Origin of the sequence: Morganella sp. EGD-HP17, assembly GCF_000512315.2 — a bacterium.
In the GTDB taxonomy this organism is placed as follows: domain Bacteria; phylum Pseudomonadota; class Gammaproteobacteria; order Enterobacterales; family Enterobacteriaceae; genus Morganella; species Morganella morganii.
The window spans coordinates 401,685-423,886 of sequence record NZ_AZRH01000001.1 but is presented as its reverse complement, the minus strand read 5'-3'; the positions used below and the strand labels follow the sequence as shown (position 1 = coordinate 423,886).

Genomic DNA, 22,202 nt, shown 5'->3' with positions numbered 1-22,202 from the left:
TCTTAATTATCCTCACTCAAAACCGGCCGTAATTTTGTGTCAGCCAATGTACGCGCTATTTTACCGATATTTCCGGCGCCTTGAACCAGTATTAAATCATTATCTTCAAGAACCTGTGCCAGAACCGCTGCAATTTTGCCCGGTTCGGTGACCAGAATCGGATCCAGCTTACCGCGCTGGCGGATTGTGCGGCACAGCGAGCGGCTGTCCGCCCCCGGAATGACCGGCTCACCGGCGGCATACACATCCAGCATCAGCAGGATATCGACCTGATCCAGCGTGTTGGCAAAATCATCATACAGGTCACGGGTACGGGTGTAGCGGTGCGGCTGAAACACCATCACAATCCGCTTATCCGGCCAGCCTGCTCTTGCCGCTTTGATAGTCGCATCCACTTCGGTCGGGTGATGGCCGTAATCGTCCACCAGCATCACACTGCCCTCTTTCTGGTTGACGTGCTCCAGCGGGAAGTTGCCGAGGAAATCAAAACGGCGCCCGGTACCCTGGAATTCACGCAGAGAGGCCAGAATATCCTCATCCGGAATACCCTCTTCTGTCGCGACCGCAATCGCCGCGGTGGCATTCAGGACGTTGTGACGGCCCGGTGCATTCAGTTCCACAGTCAGATCCGGCAGATTCTCCCGGTGAACGGTGAAGAAGCACTGTGAGCCGCGCTGTTCAAAATCTGTGATACAGACATCCGCATCCTCATGAAAACCGTAGGTAATCACATAACGGCCGATACGCGGTACGATTTCGCGGATAACCGCATCATCCATACACACCACAGCCAGGCCGTAGAACGGCAGGTTGTGCAGGAAATTCACAAAGGTGTCTTTCAGGGTTTCAAAATCACCGTGATAAGTATCCATGTGATCCGGCTCGATATTGGTGACCACGGCCACCATCGGCTGTAAATGCAGGAAAGAAGCATCGCTTTCATCCGCTTCCGCAATCAGGTAACGGCTTGAGCCGAGACGCGCATGCACACCGGCAGCTTTAACCAGCCCGCCGTTGACGAAGGTCGGATCCAGGCCGCCGCGGCCGTAAATACCGGAAATCATCGCCGTGGTGGTGGTTTTGCCGTGAGTACCGGCAATCGCCACACCGTGGCGGAAGCGCATCAGTTCCGCGAGCATTTCCGCGCGGCGGATCACCGGAATACGGGCTTCACGCGCCGCAACAATTTCCGGGTTATCCGCTGAAATGGCGGTGGATACCACCACCACACTGGCGTCTGCCACGTTTTCCGGACGGTGATTGAAATAAATCGTCGCGCCCAGGTTAGTCAGCTGTTTTGTTACCGCATTCGGCGCCAGATCAGACCCGCTGATCTCATAACCTTCGTTCGCCAGCACTTCCGCTATCCCGCCCATACCGGCACCGCCGATACCGACAAAGTGAATGTGCCGGACACGTTTCATTTCCGGAATGAAGGATCGTAATTTCGCCAATTGCTGTGTATTCACGTTATTTCTTCGCTATATCAATTCGTTAGTGTTTTTTCGCTGCCGCGATAATTGCATCCGCCACCCGTTTGGTGGCATCGGTAATTGCGACACTCCGTGCTTTTTCCGCCATGGTCAGCAGGCGTGGTCTGTCCCACTCGCGCAGCTGCTCTGCCACTGCCTGTGCGTTAAAGGACGGCTGTTCCATGATAACCGCAGCGCCCGCCTGTTCCAGCGGCAGCGCATTCCAGTATTGCTGGCGGTCTTTATGCAGGAACGGCACAAAAATCGCACCCAGCCCGACCACCGCGATCTCACTGACGGTCAGCGCCCCGGAGCGGCAGATAACCACATCCGCCCAGGTATAAGCTTCAACCATGTCATCAATAAATTCTGTGACTGTCACACTGTCTGACGCATTCTGCGCGTTATACAGCGCTTGTGTGCTTTCCGCACTGCCTTTGCCGGCCTGGTGGCGGATACAGACGGCATCCCCCATAATCCCGGCCACTTCCGGCAGGGTCTGATTCAGGATACGCGCGCCCTGACTGCCGCCGATCACCAGAATGCGGATCGGACCTTCACGTCCGGCAAAGCGTTCTGCCGGGGACGGCAGACTGAGGATATCCTCCCGCACCGGGTTACCGACCACCGGAGCCTGCGGAAACGCGCCCGGAAATCCCTGTAATACTGTGGTGGCGATTTTCGACAGCCAGCCGTTGGTCAGCCCGGCCACACCGTTCTGCTCATGCAGGATCACCGGAATACCACAGCGCCAGGCGGCCACACCACCGGGACCGGAAACAAACCCGCCCATGCCGAGCACGGCATCAGGCTGGTAGTCACGCATAATTTTTTTCGCCTGTTTTACCGCTTTCGCGATACGGAACGGCGCGGTGAGCAGCGCTTTCACGCCTTTGCCGCGCAGACCGGTAATCTCAATAAAATCGATATCAATGCCGTGTTTCGGCACGAGCTGAGCTTCCATCCGATCACGGGTACCCAGCCAGCGGATTTCCCAGCCCTGACTCTGTAAATAGTGCGCAACCGCAAGCCCCGGAAAGACATGTCCGCCACTACCACCGGCCATCACCATCAGACGGGGGGCTTTATTACTCATCGCGCTCTCCTTGAGAATGCCTGGGCTTTTGCCAGGCGTGTTTCAAAATCAATCCGCAGCAGCAAGGCAATGGCTGTGGTCATAATCACTAAACTCGAGCCGCCGTAACTGATCAGCGGCAGCGTCAGCCCTTTGGTCGGCAGCATGCCGGAGGCTGCACCGACGTTAACCAGGGCCTGGAAGCTGAACCAGATGCCGATGGCACAGGCCAGAAAACCGGCAAAACGCTGGTCGATCATCAGTGCGCGGCGGCCGATAACCATGGCGCGGAATGCGACAAAAAAGACCATCAGCAGCACCAGGATCACACCGAAATACCCCAGTTCCTCACCGAGGATGGCAAAAATAAAGTCGGTATGCGCTTCCGGCAGGTATTCCATTTTCTGAATGGAGTTGCCCAGCCCCTGACCGAGATAATCACCGCGCCCGAAAGCCATCAGTGACTGTGTTAACTGGTAACCGCTGCCGAACGGATCTTCCCACGGGTCAAGGAAGGAGGTTACACGCCGCATACGGTAAGGTTCGGCAATAATCAGCAGCACCACTGCCGCGACACCGCCGCCGATAATCGCGATAAACTGCCACATTTTGGCACCGGCGAGGAAAAGCAGCGCCAGTGTGGTGACAAACAGTACCACCACGGTACCGAGGTCCGGCTGTAACAGCAGTAACACCGCCAGCACAAACATCACGCCCATCGGCTTGCAGAATCCCCAGAAGTTATTTCTGACTTCATCCACCTTGCGCACCAGATAGCTCGCGAGATAAACAAACAGTGCCAGTTTCGATACTTCCGCAGGCTGAATACGCATCGGCCCGATAGCTATCCAGCGTGATGCCCCGTTAACCGAGCTGCCCACGCCGAGTACCACAATCAGCCCGCCGATCGTACCAATCAGCAGTAATGTGCTGTAGCGCTGCCACATTTCCAGCGGGAACCGCATAATCACCGCAGCGATAATAAAAGCAAAAATTAAGAAGCCGCCGTCACGCTTGGCAAAATAGAAAGGATCATCCGCCAGACGCTGCCCGACAGGCATAGAGGCGGAAGTCACCATCACAAAGCCAATCGCGGCCAGTCCCAGTGCAAACCACAGCAGTGTCCGGTCATACATCACGACCGTACTGAACTCGCCGTTACGCTCGCCGATCATCCAGTTTTTAAAACGCTGTGATCCGGGGAATCTCATGCCGCTAACTCCCGTGCCAAACGGGCAAATTCACGCCCGCGCTCTTCAAAATTACGGAACTGATCCAGGCTCGCACAGGCCGGTGATAACAGCACCATATCCCCGGCGGCCAGTGACGGCGCCAGTGCCCGCATTGCCTGCTCCATGGTATCTGTCAGCAGAGAGACATCCGGACGCAGCTGCGCCAGTTGTTCGCCGTCACGCCCGAAGCAGTAAAGACGGATTTTTTCGCCGCTCAGGTACGGCAGCAGCGGAGAGAAATCCGCTGATTTACCGTCACCGCCGAGCAGCAGATGCAGACAGCCGTCCACCTGCAGGCCGTTCAGCGCCGCTTCAGTACTGCCGACGTTGGTGGCTTTGGAATCATCAATCCAGCGGATCCCGGCAGATTCATGTACCAGCTGAAAACGGTGCGGCAGACCGCTGTAAGTGCGCAGTGCTTTCAGTGCGCCTTCACGCGGGATATTGACCGCATCTGCCAGTGCCAGGGCTGCCAGGGCATTACAGTAGTTGTGCTGGCCGTGCAGGATCATCTCACTGCAATTAATAATTTTTTCACCGCAGAAGCAGAGTGCCTGCTCATCGGTATCCAGCCAGTAATCCCCGGTTTCGACGCCGAAGCTGACATATTCTGCGCGGTCACAATCACAGCCTGGCTGTGTCAGTGCATCTTCCGCGTTATACACGCAGACGGCAGCGTCGTGATAGACACGTAGTTTTGCCGCACGGTACTGCTCCAGTCCCTGCGGGTAGCGATCCATATGATCTTCCGTGACATTCAGAACAGTGGCCGCCGCCGGTTTCAGGCTGAATGTGGTTTCCAGCTGAAAACTGGATAACTCAAGCACACAGAGCTCGTAATCGTCTTTCAGCAGTTCCAGTGCCGGCAGGCCGATATTACCGCCGACACCGGTACGCAGACCGGCACAGCGCCCCATTTCCCCCACCAGGGAGGTCACGGTGCTTTTGCCGTTTGAGCCGGTGATCGCCACAACCGGGACAGTCACTTCGCGGGCAAATAATTCAATATCGCCGATAATTTCCGCACCGGCCTGCGCCGCTGCCTGCAGTTGCGGGGTACTGACCGCCACTCCCGGGCTTGCGATAATCAGGTCTGCATCCAGCAGCCACTGCGCTTCAAGACCACCGCAGTGACACTGAACGCTGTCCGGCAGCTTATCGATGCCGGGCGGGGAGATGCGGGTATCCATCACCTTCGGCGTAACGCCGCGTGACAGAAAAAAGTCCACACAGGAAAGCCCGGTTAAACCGAGCCCGACAATCACAATGTCTTTCCCCTGATAATTCGTCATGATTAACGTACCTTGAGTGTCGCCAGACCGATCAGCACTAACATCAGGGAGATAATCCAGAAGCGGACAATCACCCGCGGCTCAGGCCAGCCTTTTAATTCATAATGGTGATGAATAGGTGCCATCCGGAAAATACGCTGACCGCGTAATTTGAAGGATCCGACCTGTAAAATCACCGACAGAGTTTCCACCACGAATACACCGCCCATAATCAGCAGCAGGAATTCCTGACGCAGCAGAACAGCAATGGTACCCAGCGCGCCGCCGAGTGCCAATGAACCGACATCACCCATAAAGACCTGTGCCGGATAGGTGTTAAACCACAGGAAGCCCAGCCCTGCCCCGACAATCGCGGTGCAGACAATCACCAGTTCCCCGGCATGCGGCAGATACGGGATATGCAGATAATGCGCGAAATTCACGTTACCGGTCGCCCACGCCACCAGCGCAAACCCGGCAGCCACAAAGACGGTCGGCATAATCGCGAGACCATCGAGGCCGTCAGTCAGGTTCACCGCGTTACTGGTGCCGACAATCACGAAATACGCCAGCAGGATATACAGCACACCCAGCTGCGGCATCACATCTTTAAAGAACGGCACCACCAGCTGGGTTGCCGGGGTATCTTTACCGATGGCATACATACTGAACGCCACAGTCAGCGCCAGCACGGACTGCCAGAAATATTTCCAGCGGGCAATCAGCCCTTTGGTGTCTTTGCGCACCACTTTGCGGTAGTCATCGATAAAGCCGACAATACCGTAGCCGATCAGCACCAGCAGCACACACCAGACATACGGGTTGTCCAGACGCGCCCACAGCAGAACAGAAATGGCGATGGAGAACAGGATCATCATGCCGCCCATGGTCGGGGTACCGCGCTTGCTGAAGTGCGATTCCGGCCCTTCGCTGCGGACAACCTGGCCAATCTGCATTCTCTGGAGATACGCAATCACATGCGGCCCCATCCATAATGCGATAATCAGCGAGGTCAGCAGGCCGACGATGGCGCGGAACGTCAGGTAAGAGAAGACGTTAAACGCGGTATGAAACTGCACCAGATACTCAGCCAGCCAAATCAGCATGGGACATTCTCCTGCAAGGCGTGCACAACTTCTTCCATTGCGGAGCTGCGTGAACCTTTAACTAAAATTGAAATTGATGAATGCTGTGCCACCAGAGGTGCCAGCGCAGCAATGAGGGTTGTTTTGTCAGCGAAATGGTGTCCCTGACACTCATCACTGATAAAATGACTGAACTGACCTGCGGTGAACACCGCATCCAGCCCGGCATCACGGGCAGCCTGCCCGACTCTGCGGTGACTCTCTTCGGCGTAACCGCCCTGCTCGCCGATATCCCCGGCAACCAGCACGCGGTAACCCGGTAATTGTGCCAGCACACGGATTGCCGCAATCATTGAGCCGTCATTAGCATTGTAAGTGTCGTCAATCATCAGCTTGCCCGGTGCCAGTTCAACCGGGTATAACCGTCCCGGTACGGCGCTGGTTTGTGCCAGACCACTGCAGATATCCACCAGTGTCGCCCCGGCAGACAGTGCCAGTGCCGCCGCCGCGAGAGCATTGGCAATATTGTGACGGCCCGGCAGCGGCAGGGTGACAGCGGTGCTGCCTGCCGGTGTGTGCAGGGTAAAGTCAGTGGTCAGCGGGTTCATCACCACATCTGCCGCGTAAAAATCGGCCTGCGGGTGCGGATCAACGGAGAAACTCCAGCGGGTCTGACGCGGGGTCAGATGTGCCTGCCAGTGAGTGACATCATTGCTTTCCAGATTGATGACAGCGGTGCCTTCGTCAGTCAGTCCGGTGAAAATTTCCCCTTTTGCCTGCGCGATGGCTTCTGCGGAACCGAACTCGCCGATATGGGCGGCAAACAGGTTATTCACCAGTGCGGTCTGCGGGTGTGTCATGGCAGCGGTATAGGCGATTTCGCCGGTGTGGTTGGCACCCAGCTCAATCACCGCAAACTGATGTTTTTCTGTCAGGCGCAGCAATGTCAGCGGTACGCCGATATCATTATTAAAGTTCCCGGCGGTAAACAGGGTTTCGCCAGCCTGCTGTAAAATCGCCGCCGTCATCTCTTTGACAGACGTTTTGCCGGACGAACCGGTCAGCGCCACCACTTTCGCCTGACTGCGGTCACGGTTGCCTTTCGCCACCGCCCCCAGCGCAAGGCGGGTATCTTTAACAATAATCTGCGGACAGTTCACGTCCATCCGGCGGTTCACCAGGACGGCGGCAACACCTTTCGCTGCCACATCCGCAATAAAATCATGAGCATCAAAACGTTCACCGGCCAGGGCGATAAACAGCGCACGTTCACCGATAGTGCGGCTGTCCGTGGTGACACTCTCAATCCGTTCTGATGCCGCGTGGCCGCTGAGGATAAGCTCCCCGGCGGTCAGTTGTGCGATATCAGCGAGGGAGAACGGGATCATGCCATTACTCCCAGCAGGCGGGCGACGGTCAGGCGGTCGGAGTAGTCCAGACGGCGGTTGCCGACCAGCTGATAATCCTCATGCCCTTTTCCGGCCACCAGCACCACGTCATCCGGTTTTGCCTGCATCACCGCAAAGGTGACGGCTTCCGCACGGCCCGGGATCGGCAGTGCACGGGAGGTATCAACCAGCCCGGCCATAATGTCATTGATAATCGCCTGCGGCTCTTCGCTGCGCGGGTTATCGTCGGTGATCACCACCACATCGGATTCCTGCTCGGCAATTGCGCCCATCAGCGGACGTTTACCTTTGTCGCGATCACCGCCGCAGCCGAAGACACACCACAGTTTGCCTTTGGTATGCAGACGCGCCGCACTCAGTGCTTTTTCCAGCGCATCCGGGGTGTGAGCATAATCGACAACAACTGTCGGGCGGTTATCCGCGGTGAAGACTTCCATCCGGCCGCAGACCGGGGTTAACGCGGTTGCAGCGCGCAGCAGTGTATTCAGGTCATAATCCAGTGCCAGCAGGGTTGCCGCAGCCACCAGCAGGTTACTGACATTAAAGGCGCCCATCAGCGGGCTGTCCAGTTCACCGTCACCCCAGCTTGAGGTAAAGGTGATGTGCGCACCGCTGTCGTGGTAATCCACAGAAACCGCTTTCAGGAAACGCCCCTGCCAGCCGGCCGGCAGATTATCATCCATCGTGACCGCGACCGCTTCCGGTAGTTTTGCCAGCCATTTCAGCCCTGTCTCATCATCCGCATTAATAATTTTTTGTTCGCTGTGATGGGTTGAGAACAGCAGCCATTTGGCGGCTTCGTAGTTGGCCATATCACCGTGGTAATCGAGGTGATCACGGCTTAAGTTAGTAAAGACCGCAGCCCGGAACGGCAGTGCCGCCACACGGCTTTGTACCAGTCCGTGAGAGGAGACTTCCATCGCCGCCACTGTGGCACCTTTCTTCGCCAGTTTGTCCAGCTCGAGCTGGATATCAACAGCTGAACCGGTGGTGTTTTCAGTCGGGATCACATGCCCGAGCAGCCCGTTACCCACCGTTCCCATCACGGCACTGGTTTCGCCCATCGCCTGAGTCCACTGCGCCAGCAACTGGGTGGTGGTGGTTTTACCGTTAGTGCCGGTCACGCCGATCAGTTTCAGGCGTTCCGCCGGGTGGTGATAAAACTCTCCGGCCAGGCGTGATAATTTTTCATTCAGGTGGCTGAGATACACCACCGGTACACCATGCAGAACCTGCACACTGCCGTCTTCCGCCGCACCATCCGCTTCCGCGACCACAGCAGCCACACCCTGGGCAATGGCCTGAGGAATGTAGTGACGTCCGTCGGAGTGGTGGCCTTTAACCGCCAGGAACAGATCACCGGCAGCCGCTTTGCGGCTGTCCAGGGTCATATCACGTAACGCCTTAGCCGGTGCATCAACACCGAGCGGCGCGAGTAAATCGCGCAAATTACGATCTGCCACTTGTACCCTCTTTTGGTTTATTAATAACCACTTCATTAGTTTGTTCTTCCGGTGTCAGCGCATCGGGTTCCACGTTCATTGTCCGCAAAACACCGCCCATGATGGCACCGAATACCGGTGCAGAGATCGCACCCCCGTAATACTTGCCGCCCTGCGGGTCGTTGATAATCACAACCAGTGCAAAACGCGGACGGCTTGCCGGTGCAACCCCGGCGGTGTAAGCGATATAACGGTTCACGTATTTGCCGTCATCGCCCACTTTTTTCGCGGTCCCGGTTTTAATGGCCACGCGGTACCCTTTAATCGCAGCGCGCGTTCCGCCGCCGCCCGGTAACGCAACGCTTTCCATCATCTGAACCACGGTTTTCATCACCGGCTCAGGGAAGACGCGGGTGCCCGGCACCGGCGGATCCACTTTTGTGATGGACAGCGGGCGGTAAATCCCGAAACTGCCGATTGTCGCATAGGCCCGTGCTAACTGTAACGGTGTTACCATCAGCCCGTAACCGAAAGAAAAGGTGGCCCTTTCAAGCTCAGACCACCGTGTTTTTTTACTTGGGTATATGCCACTGCTTTCTCCGACCAGCCCCAGATTGGTCGGTTTTCCCAGCCCGAAACGCGAATAGACGTCCACGAGTTCCTGAGCGGGCATCGCTAACGCAAGTCTTGAGACACCTACGTTACTCGACTTCTGTAAAATACCGGTGATGGTCAGTTCGGCATAACGCGCCACGTCTTTGATTTCATGACCACTGATCCGGTACGGATAAGTATTCACCACGCTGTTCGGTTTGATGATGTTGTTGTGCAGTGCTGTCATCACCACCAACGGTTTTACCGTCGAGCCCGGTTCAAAAATATCGGTGATAGCGCGGTTACGCATAGCATCTTTCGGCGTGCCCTGGAGGTTGTTCGGGTTATAGGACGGGCTGTTCGCCATCGCCAGAATTTCCCCGGTGTTCACATCCACCAGAATCGCCGTGCCGGATTCCGCTTTGTTCAGTGCCACCGCACTGCTGATTTCGCGGTATACCAGCGCCTGTAAACGCTCATCAATACTGAGTGTCAGGTTGTGCCCGGCCTGACTTTCGCGGGCGATAGTATCTTCAATAACACGGCCGCCGCGATCTTTACGGACTGTCCGCTGCCCCGGAACCCCGGTCAGCCAGCGATCAAAGCTTTTCTCAACCCCTTCAATCCCTTCATCATCAATATTGGTGACACCAATAATGTGAGCAGTCACAGAGCCGGACGGGTAATACCGTTTTGATTCCGCCTGTAAATAAATCCCCGGCAGATTCAGTTTTTTCACATAATCGCCGATAGTCGGGTTCACCTGACGCGCCAGATAGACAAAGCGGCCTTTCGGGTTCGCCGTGACTTTGCTTTTCACCTGTTCGAGCGGGATATTCAGCGCTTCGGACAGTGCGCGCCAGCGGGTGTCATCCCCTACCCCGCCTTTGTCGGCTAACTCTTTCGGATCAGCCCAGACGGCGTTTACCGGCACACTGACCGCCAGCGGACGCCCCATACGGTCGCTGATCATACCGCGCGCGGTCGGGATCTCCTGGACGCGCAGCGAGCGCATATCGCCCTCTTTGACCAGCATGTCCGGGTTGATAATCTGTAAATACGCGACCCGGATCAGCAGGGCGGCCAGGGCAAGCCCGATACCGCCGCATAACAACGCAAAACGCCAGCTGATAAAACTGGCTTTTTCTTCCGGACGTTTGATACGGGCTCCGCCCTGCGTTTTGCCTGCTGATTTTCTGCTTTTCATGCCTTCGTCATTTTGTTACGACAATTTTTTCGTTTGCCGGATCCACATGCTGCATACTGAGACGCTCAACGGACAGGCGCTCAACACGGCTGTGATCCCCCAGGGCGTTCTCTTCCAGAATCAGGTTACGCCATTCGATATCCAGCGAGTTACGCTCCAGCACAAGATGTTCCCGCTCTGCGGTCAGCAGACGTGTTTTATGTGCCGTGATGACTACAAAAATCGCGCTGACGATCACTGCGATAAATAAAATCGCAGGGATAAATCCGTGGCGCAGCAGGTCACGACAAATAACGCGGGCTAAATTGTGCCGTTCTGTGGTCATGCTTTCTCCGCAAAGCGCAGTACCGAACTGCGGGCACGCGGGTTAACACTGATTTCCTGCTCTGACGGTTTCATTTTTCCGGCCAGTTTCAGTGCCGGTGTGCCGTGCGCTTTCAGTTGTTCTTCCGTCAGCGGTAATCCGTGCGGCACCTGTGGTCCGCGGCTTTCATCACGCATAAACTGCTTCACAATCCGGTCTTCCAGCGAGTGGAAGCTGATAACCGATAACCGGCCGCCCTGAGCCAGAATGCCCAGTGCGCCGGTCAGCGCCTGGCGGATCTCATCCAGCTCGCTGTTGACATAAATGCGGATAGCCTGGAAGCTGCGGGTCGCCGGATGCTTGTGCTTTTCTTTCACCGGAGACACAGCGGCAATTAAATCCGCCAGCTGTTTTGTCCGCGTCAGCGGCTCTTCGGTTTTATTGCGTTCAACAATCGCGCGGGCAATTCGTTTCGAAAAACGCTCTTCGCCGAAATTTTTCAGCACCCACGCAATATCTTCTTCTTTGGCTTCGGTCAGCCACTGCGCAGCGGAGATCCCGCGTGTCGGATCCATCCGCATATCCAGCGGCCCGTCACGCATAAAGGAGAATCCGCGCTCCGCGTCGTCCAGCTGCGGGGAGGACACACCCAGATCCAGCAGAACGCCGTTAATCTGTCCGCTCAGTTCCAGATCATTCACATAACCGGCGATACCGGAAAACGGACCGTGAATAATGGAAAAACGCGGGTCATCAATCTGTGCCGCAGCGACAATCGCCTGCGGATCCCGGTCAATGGCAATCAGACGCCCCTGCGGACCGAGTTTTGATAAAATCAGGCGGGAGTGCCCGCCGCGGCCGAATGTGCCGTCGATATAAATGCCGTCTTCGCGGATCTGTAATCCGTTAACGGCTTCATCCAGTAAAACACTGGTATGCTGAAACTGACTCTCTGCCATTTAAAGTGATAAATCCTGTAACCGGGCGGATAAAGGTCCGGATGCCGTCTGCCCGGCAGCAATATCATCCTGTACCTGCTGATACCACGTCTGCTCATCCCACAGCTCAAACTTGTTGAACTGCCCGACCAGCATGACTTCTTTGGTTAACCGCGCATGTGTGCGCAGTGTACCGGCTAACAAAAGACGTCCCGCACTGTCCATCTGACATTCCGTGGCATGGCCCAGCAACAGGCGCTGAACACGGCGCTCTGTGGGATCCATGGTGGACAATTGTGCCAGTTTCAGTTCGATCAGTTCCCACTCCGGTAAGGTGTAAAGCAGCAGGCACGGCTGGTGGAGATCGATAGTGCAGACCATCTGACCTTCCGACTTTTCAGCAAGCAGCGACCGGTACCGTGCCGGTACGGTTATGCGCCCTTTGCTGTCAAGATTAACCAGTGTTGCCCCGCGAAACATTCGTTTCTCCGCTCAGTTTTGCCCTGAATTACCACTTTCACCCACAATTCCCCACCAACAGAGTTTACGAATGGTAGGAAAAGCTTGTCAAGCCAGAGCTGACAAGGTTTCGTTTCCGCTGTCGGGGAATAAAGGGGTGAGAAAATATGGGATTTTTTGCTTCAGGGAACAGAAGTGAGGTAACACACTGATTCAAATCAGAAAAAAATTCACATAATACGCACTCGGCTAACCGGGGCAAATTATACCGAATCTGGCGAAAGAAAGATGCATTTTTGCGAGGTGTCCCTCACTTTCAGGATAAAAATTCACCATCACCGCAAAGACCCCGGGATTTTTGTTCCGGTCATCTGTGCTGTTACTTTCTGTTACACAGCGTGATTATTTGATATTTGAAAATTTAATATTCAGTTTATCAATAGCATAACTGTCACAAAACCGGGCTAATGATATTCTGCGGCATATACCCTTAATTGGAGTAAGTGAATTTCCGGGGAATGAAAGGTGTAGTGTGAAAATTGTCAATTTCTGTCAATCAGCAGAATTGAAAAAAATTCTTAGGATTCCTCTCAAAAAGGGTTTTTCATCTGTTTCCGGACAAACCAAACAAAAATACCTATACGTTTCCGTACAGGTATCGGTAAAAATAATGATTTTACTGCCTGAATATTACCGGCGGCTCAGACTTCCGCGACGGCACAGATCACGACGGATCCGGGTGATACCCGCAGCCGGTTTCTGTTTTTCATCCAGACTGGCCAGTACCAGCTCCAGCACACGCTCCGCAATATCGCGGTGACGCTGCGCCACGGACAGTACCGGACACTCAAGGAAATCAAGCAGTTCATGATCACCGAAGGTCGCGATCACCAGTTGCCCCGGCAGACGGCCGCTGCGGGCCAGCGTGGCATCCATCACCCCCTGTAACAGGGCAAATGAGGTGGTAAACAGCGCATCCGGCATCGGATTGCTTTCCAGCCAGGTATCAAACGCTTTGGCGGCGGCATCACGCTCATAGCTGTCGGCATAGAGGAAATTCACGTTACGTGCATCCCCTTCCCAGGCTTCGCGGAATCCCTGTTCACGCAGGAAACTGACGGAAAGTTCCGGCAACGCGCCGAGATATACCACCGATTCTGCCGGGAACTGACGCAATTCGGATGCCAGCATTTTGGCGTCCTCAAAGTCATCCCCGACCACACTGATAAAGTGCTCATTTTCCAGTGCGCGGTCAAGCGCGACAATCGGCAGGGAGCGGTTTGCCCAGCGCTGATAGAACGGATGCTCCGGCGGCAGTGCGGTGGAAACGATAATCGCATCCACCTGACGCTGTAACAGGTGTTCCACACAACGGATTTCGTTGTCAGGCTGGTCTTCAGAGCAGGCAATCAGCAACTGATAACCACGGCTGCGCGCCTGGCGCTCCAGATAATTTGCGATGCGGGTGTAGCTGGTGTTCTCCAAATCCGGGATCACCAGTCCGATAGAGCGGGTACGGCCTGCACGCAGACCGGCAGCCACCGCATTCGGATGGTAATTATGTTCACGAACCACCGCCATCACTTTTTCGACAGTTTTGTCACTCACACGATATTGTTTTGCTTTTCCGTTGATGACATAACTGGCCGTCGTGCGCGACACACCGGCAAGGCGGGCGATTTCATCCAGTTTCACGTTAACCCCTTACAAATCAGGAAACGGCCCGAACAACGGGCCAAATAAGAAGAGTAATCAGTTTACCCTTTCACCGCGAATATTTCACCGCATTATTTTATCGCCGCGCGACATCCCGACGATGCCGGAGCGGGCAATTTCCACAATTTCCGCGAAGCCGCGCACCGCATCCAGGAAGGCATCCAGCTTTTCACTGGTGCCGGTCAGTTGCACGGTATAAAGCGTCGCGGTCACATCGACAATCTGTCCGCGGAAGATATCCGTACTGCGTTTGACCTCATCCCGCCCGTAGCCGCTGGCCTGTAATTTTACCAGCATCACCTCGCGCTCAATGTGAGTGGCAGAGGTCAGTTCTGTGACACGGAACACATCCACCAGCTTATTGAGCTGCTTTTCAATCTGCTCCAGCACCCGCGCATCGCCTTTGGTCTGGATGGTCAGACGGAACAGTGACGGGTCATCGGTCGGGGCGGCGGTGATACTTTCGATATTATACCCGCGCTGGGAAAAAAGCCCTGCCACACGGGACAGCGCCCCTGTTTCGTTTTCTAATAAAATTGACAGAATCCGGCGCATGATCAGGTCCTCTCCGTTTTGCTTAACCACATTTCATCCATTCCGCCATTGCGGATCTGCATCGGATAAACATGCTCTTTCTCATCCACCATCACATCGGCGAACACCAGTCGTTTCTCTTCGCGGACAATGCGCAGTGCCTCCGCAAGCTGTTCACGCAGCGTGGCTTTATCACTGATACTGATACCGACATGCCCGTAAGCCTCTGCCAGGCGGACAAAATCAGGCAGCGATTCCATATAGGAGTGTGAGTGACGGCCGTGATAAACCATATCCTGCCACTGCTTCACCATACCGAGAAAGCGGTTGTTAAGATTAAGCACCAGTACCGGCAGCCCGAACTGTAATGCCGTGGAAAGTTCCTGAATATTCATCTGGATACTACCGTCCCCGGTGACACACACCACCATATCATCCGGTTTCGCCAGCCGGACACCCAGTGCCGCCGGTAACCCGAAGCCCATCGTGCCCAGCCCGCCGGAATTGATCCAGCGGCGCGGTTCATCAAACGGATAATAGAGTGCGGCAAACATCTGATGCTGACCGACATCGGAGGTGACATACGCCTTCCCTTCCGTCAGTTCCCACAGGGTGCGGATCACTGTCTGCGGCTTGATTTTCTCCCCGCTCTCATCAATGGCCAGACACTGTTTCGCTTTCCACTGATCAATGCGCCGCCACCAGTCGCACAGTGCATCCGGATCCTGTTCATCGGTCAGAGATTCAAGCTGTAACAGCATCTGCGCGAGACACAGTTTCGCATCACCGACGATCGGAATATCCGCTGCCACGGTTTTGGAGATAGACGCCGGATCGACATCGATATGAATGATGGTTGCCTGCGGGCAGTACTTCGCCAGGTTATTGGTGGTCCGGTCATCGAAACGGACACCGACGGCAAAAATCACATCACTGTGATGCATGGTATTGTTTGCTTCATATGTCCCGTGCATACCCAGCATGCCGACACACTGCGGATGAGTGCCCGGAAACGCGCCCAGCCCCATCAGGGAGAGCGCCACCGGCAGACGCAGTTTATCCGCAAGGGTGAAAATCTCCGGACTGCATCCGGCACTGACAGCACCGCCGCCGATATACATTACCGGGCGTTTCGCCTGCATCAGTGTGATAAGCGCGCGTTTGATCTGCCCTTTATGACCGGCTCCGGTCGGGTTATAGGAGCGCAGGCTGACCCGTGACGGGTAGCTGTACTCATGCTGCTGCTGGACAATATCTTTCGGAAAATCGATGACCACAGGTCCCGGACGGCCGCTCTGTGCCAGATAGAATGCTTTTTTGATGGTGGCCGGAATATCCGCGACATCATGGACCAGGTAACTGTGTTTCACGACCGGGCGGGAAATGCCCACCATATCCACTTCCTGGAAGGCATCGTTGCCGATCAGCGCGCTCGCCACCTGGCCGGACAGCACCACCAGCGGCACCGAATCCATATACGCGGTGGCGATACCGGTAATGGCGTTAGTCGCACCCGGACCGGAAGTGACCAGCACCACGCCGGTTTTACCGGTCGCGCGGGCATAGCCGTCCGCCATATGCACGGCGGCCTGCTCGTGACGCACCAGAATGTGCCCGACACCGCCCACCGTATGCAGTGCATCATAAATATCCAGAACAGCACCGCCCGGATAGCCGAATACGTGTGACACGCCCTCATCAATTAAGGAGCGCACGATCATTTCTGCCCCTGTCAACCTCTCCATAAATGCTCTCCTGCCCGTGATTGCGGGTTGTAACTGCAAGTGATGTGTTTGTCTGTTTTTAGTTATCTGAGGATTAACATAACGATAAAATGACAGTGCTGGCAAATGCGTTTTTCGGGACGCAAAAAGCGGAAAACCACAGGAATAAAGGAAATGACAGGATCCGCAGACGATCATACCTGCGGCGGCAAATCACAAAGCAGAGTTCACTGAGAGCGGGGGAAAAACCGGCGGGATATAAAAACGGCACTGCACAGGAAACAGGCAGTGCCGTCAGGGACAGCAATCAGTCCGTGTACATGGACTCAATTTCGCGTTGATAGCGCTGGGCTATCACTTTACGGCGCAGTTTCAGGGTCGGTGTCAGTTCGCCGAGCTCCATGGAGAAATTCTGCGGCAGCAGTGTAAAACGCTTAACCTGATGAAAGGCTGCGATATTTTTCTGCAACTCTTTCAGACGGCTTTCAAACAGCGCCACAATCTGGCTGTTTTTCAGCAGTTCCATCCGGTCATGGTATTTCAGATTCAGTGCCCGGGCGTGCTCTTCCAGAGTATCAAAGCACGGCACAATCAGTGCGGAGACAAACTTACGTGCATCCGCCACCACCGCGATATGTTCGATAAAGCGATCCTGACCCAGCGTGCCTTCCAGCATCTGCGGCGCAATATATTTGCCGTTCGAGGTTTTCATCAGATCTTTCAGGCGTTCGGTGATAAACAGATTGCCCTGCTCATCCAGCGCACCGGCGTCACCGGTCCGCAGCCAGCCATCAGCCGTAAAGGCCTGACGGGTCTCTTCCGGCTTATTGTAATAGCCGCGCATCACCACCGGCCCGCGTACCTGAATCTCATTTTCCTCACCGATACGCACTTCCACATCCGGCAGCGGCACACCGATAGAGCCGAGCTGATAACCGCTGTTTTCCCAGCAGGATACCGTGGCACAGGTTTCTGTCATGCCGTAGCCGTATTTGATGTTAATGCCGATGGCGAGGAAAAAGCGGATAATTTCATCATCCAGCCGCGCACCCGCCGCCGGTAAGAAACGGACATTACCGCCGAGCACATCACGCAGTTTGCCGAGCACTTTTTTCTGTGCGAACTGATCACACCGCGCAGCCAGCCACGACTGTTTTTCACCGCGCTGCTGTGCATCAAGGGTCTTTTTACCGGTCCGTACCGCCCAGTGGAATAACGCCCGTTTATACCACGGCGCCTGTGCCACTTTTTCGTAAATACCGCTGAATACTTTTTCATAGAAACGCGGCACCGCACACATCACGGTCGGTTTCACCGATACCATCGCTTTGCGCACCAGATTGGTATCACTGAGATAGACATTCAGTGCGCCGGTGTGCATCACATAGAAACTCCAGGCGCGCTCAAAAACATGCGTCAGCGGCAGGAAGCAGAGTGAGACATCATCTTCGGTCAGTGTCAGCCGCTCATCATGCAGATAAAGCTGGGCGGCCATGTTGCGGTAATCCAGCATCACGCCTTTCGGCTCGCCGGTGGTCCCGGAGGTGTAAATCAGGGTGAAAAGATCGTCAAGGGAACAATCAGCGATGCGCTGGCGCAGCTCTGCGGCGTAACTGCCGTCGTGGCCGTTCATAAACTGACGCAGTGTGCAGACCGCCGGATGCGACGGGATTGCCGTGTTTTCCGGGTTCATTATGATGATTTTCTGCAGCGACGGGCAGAGAGAAAGCAGTGACAGCGCGATTTCCGCCTGCTTCTGACCATCCACAAACAGGATGCGCACCTGCGCATCATTAAGAATATAGGCCGCCTGGTCATCACTGCTGGTGGCATAGAGCGGCACCACAATGGCACGGCACTGAAGAATCGCCAGGTCGGTTAATGTCCACAGAGCGCTGTTGTGCGAGAAAACGGCGACATTCTCCTGCACTTCAACCCCTTCTGCCAGCAGGGCTTCCGCCAGATTTTCACTGAACGTCCCGGCCTGCTGCCAGGTAAAATCGATATGCTGACCTTGTTCACACCACTGTCGCAGTGCGATTTTGTCACCCCGGCGCTGTTTTTGCTGTTGCAGCCGCGTCACTAAATGATAGTGATGCAAATTTGTTGTTGTCACACGCGTTTCCTTTACTGAGCCGTCAGACTGTACGGTTTCACGTTATGTAATAATTTTTCAGCTTACAGTTGTAAGCTTAAATTTTTCCGCAAGTGTAGCCTGTTGTCTCCGGGAACAAAAGCAAATTTAGTTATCTTTGCAATGACGGGATCACAAAAAAGCCCCGGCAGGTACATTTGCCTGACGGGGCGTGAAATAAATTAAATGATCGATTACATATGATGTGTGAACTGCGTCAGCAGTGCCTTCATCCACTGATGCCCTTTATCGCGGGTACACGCCTCGTGCCAGATCAGAAACGCCGGACGGCTGACTTTATCCCACGGCAGCTGCACTTCCTGAATCGGCAGCACATGAGAATAGAGCTGAATCAGCCATTTCGGTGCAATCGCCACCAGCTCTGTTTTAGAGACAATATTCAGTACACTGACTAAATTGGTTCCCTGATAAACAATAGCCCGGAGTAATTCATTATTTTCATAATACGGTGAACTGAATGAATCAATTAAATCCAGCGACACCACGGCATGCTGCTCGGTAAATATTTGTTTCTCTGTTACCGTATATTGTATACGCGGGTGATTGCGGGCGGCGACCAGTGATAACTGGTCATTAAATAATAAGTGATGACTGTAATCCGGTTTATCGAAACGATTATAACTGACAGCAAAATCGGTTTCCTGGTATTTCAGGTTATTCTCGATATGTGAATTCATATAAGACTGAATATTAACATCGATATTTTCACTGTGAAGTTTAACCTGTTCGATTATTTTGTCTGTCAGGCGGATATCCAGCGGACTGGAGATGGCCAGATTAAATGTCCGCTCGCTGCTGCCCGGTTCAAAACCGGCACCCGGCAGCTCATTATGCACCAGCTGCAATGCCTGCCTGACCGGCCCGAACAGCTGTTTGGCGCGCGCTGTCGGCTGAATTCCCCGTCCGAAACGGACAAATAATTCATCATTAAACATAACTTTAAGTCTTGACACCGCATTGCTGACAGCCGGTTGCGACATACCTAAAAGTTCAGCAGCCCGGGTCACATTCTGCATCTGCATAACCGCATCAAAAACAGTCAGCAGATTAAGATCCACATTACGCAGCTGTGTTTCACCGGATTCTTTTTTTACATCTGCCACTGAGGTGTATTCAGTCATCTTAAACTCCAATAAATGATTATAATGACTTCAATAAGCCACCTGCCGCCATGATGAAACGGCAGATCAATACAAAATTGAAATCTATTATCTCAATTGATTATCCAATTAATAATTGAGTCTCTTCCTTGTATGGTTCTGAATACGCGGGTGCGCATCATCATCACAATGCATACTATTTAAATATTTAAAGCCAGTAAATTATTCATGCCAGTAATAAATCAATACCGCTTTATTCATTTAGTTTCCATGCAGTGAGATAATAAAACAAAGATTGTGTTTATTCATAATAAAATTGTCTTCTGTCAGCATAAAAAATCCGATTTTTTTTACTGACATAACGGAAAGAATAAACTGTTCAATGAATATCTCACCGGTTACCGGTGGCTGCCTGACCGCCGGCCCCCCTGTTACCCGCCTACTCAACTGATTCTGATTCTCCGTAAAAAAATCTGCAAAAATATTAGCCCAATTATTTAGCTGGATTATAGATGAAAACGCTGATTAATTTTTATAAATTAGTCAGTTTATCTGCTTTTTGTGCTTTTTTTATCCTTTGACCGGAATCTCCGGCGAACCTCGTGAGTTGACAGGGCATTTTATATTCAGTATCAATAATACATCGCCACGGATAAGCCCTGTGCTCCGTGCCACTGAATTTACTGAGAAGGTTATTACTATGTCTTTCACTTTCCGCCTAAACAGCCTGCTAATTATCGCCTTAACTGCGCGTGGCGGGTTCGTGGCCGGAAGTTCCTCATAACTTTCTCCCTGAGACCTGAAAAACCCGCGCAATGTCGCGGGTTTTTTTATACCTGCAAACCGGAAAACAGAACAAGAAATAACCGAGAGGATCACAACATGAGCGATAACGTCATCATTTTTGATACCACACTGCGTGACGGGGAGCAGGCATTACAGGCCAGTCTCAGTGTCAAAGAGAAGTTACAGATTGCTTTCCAGCTCGAACGCATGGGGGTTGATATTATTGAGGCCGGTTTCCCTGTCTCCTCTCCCGGTGATTTTCAGTCAGTGCAGACTATCGCCCGCGAAATCAAAAACAGCCGTATCGCGGCATTATCCCGCTGTGTGATCGGCGATATTGATGCCGCAGCGGAATCCCTGAAAGTCGCGGAAGCCTTCCGGTTGCATATGGTGCTCGCCACCTCCGGTATTCACGTCAAAACCAAACTGCGCAAGACCTTTGCTGACATCATCGATATGGCGGTCGGCTCGATTAAACATGCCCGCCGCTTTACCGATGACGTTGAGTTTTCCTGCGAAGATGCCGGGCGCACCGATATCGATGATTTATGCCGTATTGTGGAAGCCGCGATTAACGCAGGAGCCACCACGGTCAATATTCCGGACACCGTCGGTTACACCACACCGTACCAGTTCGGCGGCATTATCAGTGAATTGTTCAACCGCGTGCCGAATATCGACAAAACCATCATTTCTGTCCACTGCCATGATGATTTGGGCATGTCCGTTGCCAACTCCATCACCGCCGTACAGGCCGGAGCCCGCCAGATTGAAGGTACGATCAACGGGTTAGGCGAACGCGCCGGGAACTGTGCGCTGGAAGAAGTGATTATGGCGATTAAAGTGCGGGAAAAAATGCTGGGCGTGCGCACCGGGATCAATCACAAAGAGATTTACCGCACCAGCCAGCTGGTCAGCCAGTTATGCAACACCCCGGTACCGCCGAACAAGGCCGTGGTCGGCAGCAATGCCTTCTCCCACTCCTCCGGTATTCACCAGGACGGCGTGATTAAAAACCGCGAAACCTACGAAATCATGACGCCGGACAGCATCGGCCTGAAAGATAACTTAATCAACCTGACCTCCCGTTCCGGCCGCGCGGCGGTGAAACACCGGATGGCGGAAATGGGTTATCAGGAAGGTGACTATAACCTGGATGAATTATACGCCGACTTCCTGCAACTGGCGGACAAGAAAGGTCAGGTTTTCGATTACGACCTGGAAGCGCTGGTGTTTATGAAGCAGCAGCACCAGGAGCCGGAACATTTCTCGCTGGCGTTCCTCAACACCCAGTCAGGTACCGGTGTCAAAGCCTCCGCGATGGTCAGAATGCAGGCCGGGGATGACATTATCTCGGAATCCGCCCAGGGGAACGGCCCGGTGGATGCGGCTTATGAAGCCATCCGCCGTATCGCGGGTTACCCGCTGACCCTCGCCGCCTATCAGCTGACTGCCAAAGGTCAGGGAACGGATGCACTGGGTCAGGTGAATATCGTGGTGGAGTATGAAGGCCGTAAATTCCACGGTATGGGGCTGGCGACCGATATTGTTGAATCCTCCGCCCAGGCCATGATCCACGCCATCAACAGCATCTGGCGCGCCGGACAGGTAAAAGAAGAAAAACGGCGTATACAGTCAGATAACAACATGCACAACGATACTCATAACAACAATACAGAGACAAAGGAAGCGGTGTAAT

Annotated in this window: 17 protein-coding genes; 1 reads left to right on the top strand and 16 read right to left on the bottom strand. The window is 54.0% G+C overall.

Going from position 1 to position 22,202, the window contains the following annotated elements; all coding sequences use genetic code 11:
- Positions 1 to 2 precede the first annotated feature (2 nt).
- The 16 genes from murC to leuO form a co-directional block, all read right to left on the bottom strand.
- The gene (gene murC, locus X965_RS01875; protein ID WP_036416787.1) at positions 3 to 1,469 is read right to left on the bottom strand and encodes a UDP-N-acetylmuramate--L-alanine ligase; all 1,467 of its coding nucleotides are present in this window, start codon (positions 1,467 to 1,469) and stop codon (positions 3 to 5) included.
- Between the two features lie 25 nt (positions 1,470 to 1,494).
- Positions 1,495 to 2,568, bottom strand: coding sequence for an undecaprenyldiphospho-muramoylpentapeptide beta-N-acetylglucosaminyltransferase (gene murG / locus X965_RS01870; RefSeq protein WP_004238461.1), 1,074 nt, complete (start codon positions 2,566 to 2,568; stop codon positions 1,495 to 1,497).
- The gene (gene ftsW / locus X965_RS01865) at positions 2,565 to 3,758 is read right to left on the bottom strand and encodes a cell division protein FtsW (RefSeq protein WP_004238460.1); all 1,194 of its coding nucleotides are present in this window, start codon (positions 3,756 to 3,758) and stop codon (positions 2,565 to 2,567) included. Before ftsW ends, murG begins: the two co-directional genes overlap by 4 nt.
- Entirely contained in the window at positions 3,755 to 5,071 is a 1,317-nt protein-coding gene (murD, locus tag X965_RS01860; RefSeq protein ID WP_004238459.1) for a UDP-N-acetylmuramoyl-L-alanine--D-glutamate ligase, read from the bottom strand. The genes ftsW and murD overlap by 4 nt, the downstream gene beginning before the upstream one ends.
- 2 nt (positions 5,072 to 5,073) lie before the next feature.
- On the bottom strand, positions 5,074 to 6,156 hold the full coding sequence (mraY, locus tag X965_RS01855; RefSeq protein WP_004238458.1) for a phospho-N-acetylmuramoyl-pentapeptide-transferase: 1,083 nt from the start codon (positions 6,154 to 6,156) through the stop codon (positions 5,074 to 5,076).
- Complete coding sequence (murF, locus tag X965_RS01850; protein ID WP_004238457.1) at positions 6,150 to 7,523, bottom strand: UDP-N-acetylmuramoyl-tripeptide--D-alanyl-D-alanine ligase; 1,374 nt, start codon at positions 7,521 to 7,523, stop codon at positions 6,150 to 6,152. Before murF ends, mraY begins: the two co-directional genes overlap by 7 nt.
- The gene (murE, locus tag X965_RS01845; protein ID WP_036416786.1) at positions 7,520 to 9,007 is read right to left on the bottom strand and encodes a UDP-N-acetylmuramoyl-L-alanyl-D-glutamate--2,6-diaminopimelate ligase; all 1,488 of its coding nucleotides are present in this window, start codon (positions 9,005 to 9,007) and stop codon (positions 7,520 to 7,522) included. The genes murF and murE overlap by 4 nt, the downstream gene beginning before the upstream one ends.
- Complete coding sequence (ftsI, locus tag X965_RS01840) at positions 8,994 to 10,787, bottom strand: peptidoglycan glycosyltransferase FtsI (protein WP_046024167.1); 1,794 nt, start codon at positions 10,785 to 10,787, stop codon at positions 8,994 to 8,996. Before ftsI ends, murE begins: the two co-directional genes overlap by 14 nt.
- A gap of 7 nt (positions 10,788 to 10,794) precedes the next feature.
- Positions 10,795 to 11,112: a cell division protein FtsL gene (gene ftsL, locus X965_RS01835; protein ID WP_004238454.1), complete on the bottom strand. Its 318-nt coding sequence runs from the start codon at positions 11,110 to 11,112 to the stop codon at positions 10,795 to 10,797.
- Positions 11,109 to 12,050 carry a 16S rRNA (cytosine(1402)-N(4))-methyltransferase RsmH gene (rsmH, locus tag X965_RS01830; RefSeq protein WP_036416782.1) on the bottom strand — a complete coding sequence of 314 codons (942 nt, stop codon included), beginning with the start codon at positions 12,048 to 12,050 and terminating at the stop codon, positions 11,109 to 11,111. Before rsmH ends, ftsL begins: the two co-directional genes overlap by 4 nt.
- Complete coding sequence (mraZ, locus tag X965_RS01825) at positions 12,051 to 12,509, bottom strand: division/cell wall cluster transcriptional repressor MraZ (protein ID WP_004238452.1); 459 nt, start codon at positions 12,507 to 12,509, stop codon at positions 12,051 to 12,053. It abuts the gene before it with no gap.
- A gap of 669 nt (positions 12,510 to 13,178) precedes the next feature.
- Positions 13,179 to 14,183 carry a catabolite repressor/activator gene (gene cra / locus X965_RS01820; protein ID WP_004242044.1) on the bottom strand — a complete coding sequence of 335 codons (1,005 nt, stop codon included), beginning with the start codon at positions 14,181 to 14,183 and terminating at the stop codon, positions 13,179 to 13,181.
- An 84-nt stretch (positions 14,184 to 14,267) separates the two neighbouring features.
- The gene (gene ilvN, locus X965_RS01815; protein WP_004238450.1) at positions 14,268 to 14,759 is read right to left on the bottom strand and encodes an acetolactate synthase small subunit; all 492 of its coding nucleotides are present in this window, start codon (positions 14,757 to 14,759) and stop codon (positions 14,268 to 14,270) included.
- 2 nt (positions 14,760 to 14,761) lie between these two features.
- A complete protein-coding gene (gene ilvI, locus X965_RS01810; protein ID WP_015422920.1) occupies positions 14,762 to 16,483 on the bottom strand; it encodes an acetolactate synthase 3 large subunit in 1,722 nt (573 codons plus the stop codon).
- Between the two features lie 286 nt (positions 16,484 to 16,769).
- Positions 16,770 to 18,578: a long-chain fatty acid--CoA ligase gene (locus X965_RS01800; RefSeq protein ID WP_004242048.1), complete on the bottom strand. Its 1,809-nt coding sequence runs from the start codon at positions 18,576 to 18,578 to the stop codon at positions 16,770 to 16,772.
- Positions 18,579 to 18,790: 212 nt separating this feature from the next.
- On the bottom strand, positions 18,791 to 19,738 hold the full coding sequence (leuO, locus tag X965_RS01795; RefSeq protein ID WP_004238446.1) for a transcriptional regulator LeuO: 948 nt from the start codon (positions 19,736 to 19,738) through the stop codon (positions 18,791 to 18,793).
- Positions 19,739 to 20,599: 861 nt separating this feature from the next.
- On the opposite strand from leuO, the gene leuA reads away from it, so the two are divergent.
- Positions 20,600 to 22,201 (top strand): 2-isopropylmalate synthase, encoded by a 1,602-nt coding sequence (gene leuA / locus X965_RS01790; protein WP_032098316.1) that lies wholly within the window; start codon positions 20,600 to 20,602, stop codon positions 22,199 to 22,201.
- The last annotated feature ends 1 nt before the right edge of the window (position 22,202 follow it).

What these genes read in the sequence shown, in the direction of transcription:
- murG (WP_004238461.1), bottom strand. Translation starts at nt 2,568, where the DNA reads ATGAGTAATAAAGCCCCCCGTCTGATGGTGATGGCCGGTGGTAGTGGC.
- ftsL (WP_004238454.1), bottom strand. Translation starts at nt 11,112, where the DNA reads ATGACCACAGAACGGCACAATTTAGCCCGCGTTATTTGTCGTGACCTG.
- ftsW (WP_004238460.1), bottom strand. Translation starts at nt 3,758, where the DNA reads ATGAGATTCCCCGGATCACAGCGTTTTAAAAACTGGATGATCGGCGAG.
- murF (WP_004238457.1), bottom strand. Translation starts at nt 7,523, where the DNA reads ATGATCCCGTTCTCCCTCGCTGATATCGCACAACTGACCGCCGGGGAG.
- mraY (WP_004238458.1), bottom strand. Translation starts at nt 6,156, where the DNA reads ATGCTGATTTGGCTGGCTGAGTATCTGGTGCAGTTTCATACCGCGTTT.
- mraZ (WP_004238452.1), bottom strand. Translation starts at nt 12,509, where the DNA reads ATGTTTCGCGGGGCAACACTGGTTAATCTTGACAGCAAAGGGCGCATA.
- leuA (WP_032098316.1), top strand. Translation starts at nt 20,600, where the DNA reads ATGAGCGATAACGTCATCATTTTTGATACCACACTGCGTGACGGGGAG.
- ilvI (WP_015422920.1), bottom strand. Translation starts at nt 16,483, where the DNA reads ATGGAGAGGTTGACAGGGGCAGAAATGATCGTGCGCTCCTTAATTGAT.
- ilvN (WP_004238450.1), bottom strand. Translation starts at nt 14,759, where the DNA reads ATGCGCCGGATTCTGTCAATTTTATTAGAAAACGAAACAGGGGCGCTG.
- murD (WP_004238459.1), bottom strand. Translation starts at nt 5,071, where the DNA reads ATGACGAATTATCAGGGGAAAGACATTGTGATTGTCGGGCTCGGTTTA.
- leuO (WP_004238446.1), bottom strand. Translation starts at nt 19,738, where the DNA reads ATGACTGAATACACCTCAGTGGCAGATGTAAAAAAAGAATCCGGTGAA.
- rsmH (WP_036416782.1), bottom strand. Translation starts at nt 12,050, where the DNA reads ATGGCAGAGAGTCAGTTTCAGCATACCAGTGTTTTACTGGATGAAGCC.
- ftsI (WP_046024167.1), bottom strand. Translation starts at nt 10,787, where the DNA reads ATGAAAAGCAGAAAATCAGCAGGCAAAACGCAGGGCGGAGCCCGTATC.